The 1,973-nt window shown below is 40.6% G+C and carries 2 protein-coding genes and 1 pseudogene; 2 read left to right on the top strand and 1 reads right to left on the bottom strand.

What is annotated here, in order from left to right:
* Nucleotides 1-105 precede the first annotated feature (105 nt).
* Nucleotides 106-723, top strand: coding sequence for a hypothetical protein (locus tag B9J84_RS14070; RefSeq protein WP_094124393.1), 618 nt, complete (start codon nucleotides 106-108; stop codon nucleotides 721-723).
* Between the two features lie 304 nt (nucleotides 724-1,027).
* Here B9J84_RS14070 and B9J84_RS14065 read toward each other — a convergent pair whose 3' ends face one another.
* Complete coding sequence (locus tag B9J84_RS14065) at nucleotides 1,028-1,270, bottom strand: helix-turn-helix transcriptional regulator (RefSeq protein WP_026028618.1); 243 nt, start codon at nucleotides 1,268-1,270, stop codon at nucleotides 1,028-1,030.
* A gap of 104 nt (nucleotides 1,271-1,374) precedes the next feature.
* Between B9J84_RS14065 and B9J84_RS16380 the strand changes: the two are divergent.
* Nucleotides 1,375-1,973: pseudogene (locus B9J84_RS16380) on the top strand (hypothetical protein); the annotation flags it as partial.

The following is a 1,973-nucleotide window of genomic DNA, read 5'->3' as shown; positions in this document are numbered from 1 at the left end:
CCCATGATGCATTAATCAATTCTGGTTATGAAGGTATCACTGATACATTGGTCAATGCTCTTAATGTAGATAGTAATCAACAACCTAAACGCAAGGTGTTTAATAATGCTTAAATGGCGAAAACTTAATTTAATAGTTATATTAATCACAGGGTTGTTGGGCTGTAGTCCTGAGCCTTATTCCGTTGATGTCGGCTTTACCAATGGAAGCACGACAGGCGAACATGGTGTTACGAATATGTCAATCACTTCCGAATCTGGTGGTAAGGCTAACTTTGCTATGGGGGCAATCAGTGGCTATCCAGGCGCTCATTCATCAGGAGGGAGAATAGGGGTGCCAGTTCACATAGATGGTTATTGGGCAAAAGGATGGGAATATCCTTTTGAATCTTATCACCGAATATCTGCCGCTATTCCTAAAGACGCTGAAGCTAAAATGAAAGTAATGGATAACTATTACAAGAATTTTAAGCGTGATTATGGCTCAATGCAGGTAATTGTTGATGGGCCTAGAGTCAGAGTTTTTTATACCAAAGGCTGCTCTATAACATTAAACGATTGCACTCCTAAAAAGAATGGCGATCCAAATGGTTGGGTTGTTAAAGATCCTAAAGGTACTAGAGATATCGTTGTTCTTTTTGATGGTGTCGGTGAATCTTCCACTACCCCTTTTCCTGACACGCACTTTTCTGAATTAGAAAGTCGTAAAAAAGCTAACCAATAAGTGGGGGCGGATTTAATCGCCTCAAGGTATTTAATAATGGTTAATTGGAAAAATAGTCTCTATCTCATATTGTTCTTTAGCTTATGGGGCTGTGGTCCAGAGCCTTAAGTGGTAGATGTTGGGCTTATTAATGGCAGTGCTACAGGGCGACATTCTGTATATAGAATGACTGTTACTACAGTATCAGGGGGCAAAGTAAACTTTGCTATGGGAGCCATCAGTAGTTATCCTGGCGCTCATTCGTCAGGCGGGCGCATGGATGCCCCTATCTATTACGGATGTGATGAAGTTAAAAAGGGCGATTCTATTCTTCGCTATCATTGAAAAAGACATTCACATTAACATTAAGAACCACAGCCAGATTGTGTAAGATTTCATCCGTCACACGTATCATACCTGTTTCAATCTTAGCTAATTTACTGCGAGTCAGATCCATACCGCGTAATGTTGCAATACGCTCAACATCCTGCTGAGACAAGCCTTTGTCTAAACGGGTCTTTTTTATCCTTTCGCCAGTGATGTTCTTTGGTTTTGTGATCGAGTTCATAATATTCAGTGCACCTAAATGGGTGCATTGAACTATCTCAGATAGTACTATATCCATGTGCACCTATATGGGTGCAAGTTGTATTTATAAGAGGAATAGTGCGAATGAATAATAAAAAGACCTTACTAGCAGTGAGTCTGGCGGGCATCATCACAGGATGTGGTGGAAGCGACGGAGATAGTGGTAGTAATACTTCAGAACTACAGGCTCAAATCATTGATGGTTACTTAGTTAATGCAGAAGTGTATGTTGACCGCAATGGTAATAAGGTCGCTGATGAAGATGAGAAACTGGAGGGGACAACGAATGCTGAAGGCTACATTAGTTTGGCTGAAAGCGATAAAGATTATGTGCTCATTGCCCGTGCTGTAGCAGGTCAAACGTTTGATACGGATAAAGGTGGCACCATTACAGCAAGCTTTGAATTATCGGCACCAGCAGGTGCTATGGTACTCAACCCTTACACTACACTTGCTGTTATTGAAGATAAAACCATTGATGAAGTTGCGAGTGATCTCAATATCAATTCGGCGTTAATTTCTGGTGACTACGTAAAGGCTAAAAGCGGTATTGATGCCGATGAAGCTAAAAAGATACATCTCGTCGCTCGTTCTTTAGCTCTAAAGTTAGAAGATAATATTATTCAATCTGCTTCTAATGTCAGCACTCTCAAGACGGAGTTATCTAATATTCAAAGTCACGT

Source organism: Vibrio sp. V03_P4A6T147 (genome assembly GCF_002241085.1).
Classification (GTDB): domain Bacteria; phylum Pseudomonadota; class Gammaproteobacteria; order Enterobacterales; family Vibrionaceae; genus Vibrio; species Vibrio anguillarum.
This window is presented reverse-complemented; position numbering and strand designations above follow the sequence as displayed.

What these genes read in the sequence shown, in the direction of transcription:
- B9J84_RS14065 (WP_026028618.1), bottom strand. Translation starts at nt 1,270, where the DNA reads ATGAACTCGATCACAAAACCAAAGAACATCACTGGCGAAAGGATAAAA.
- B9J84_RS14070 (WP_094124393.1), top strand. Translation starts at nt 106, where the DNA reads ATGCTTAAATGGCGAAAACTTAATTTAATAGTTATATTAATCACAGGG.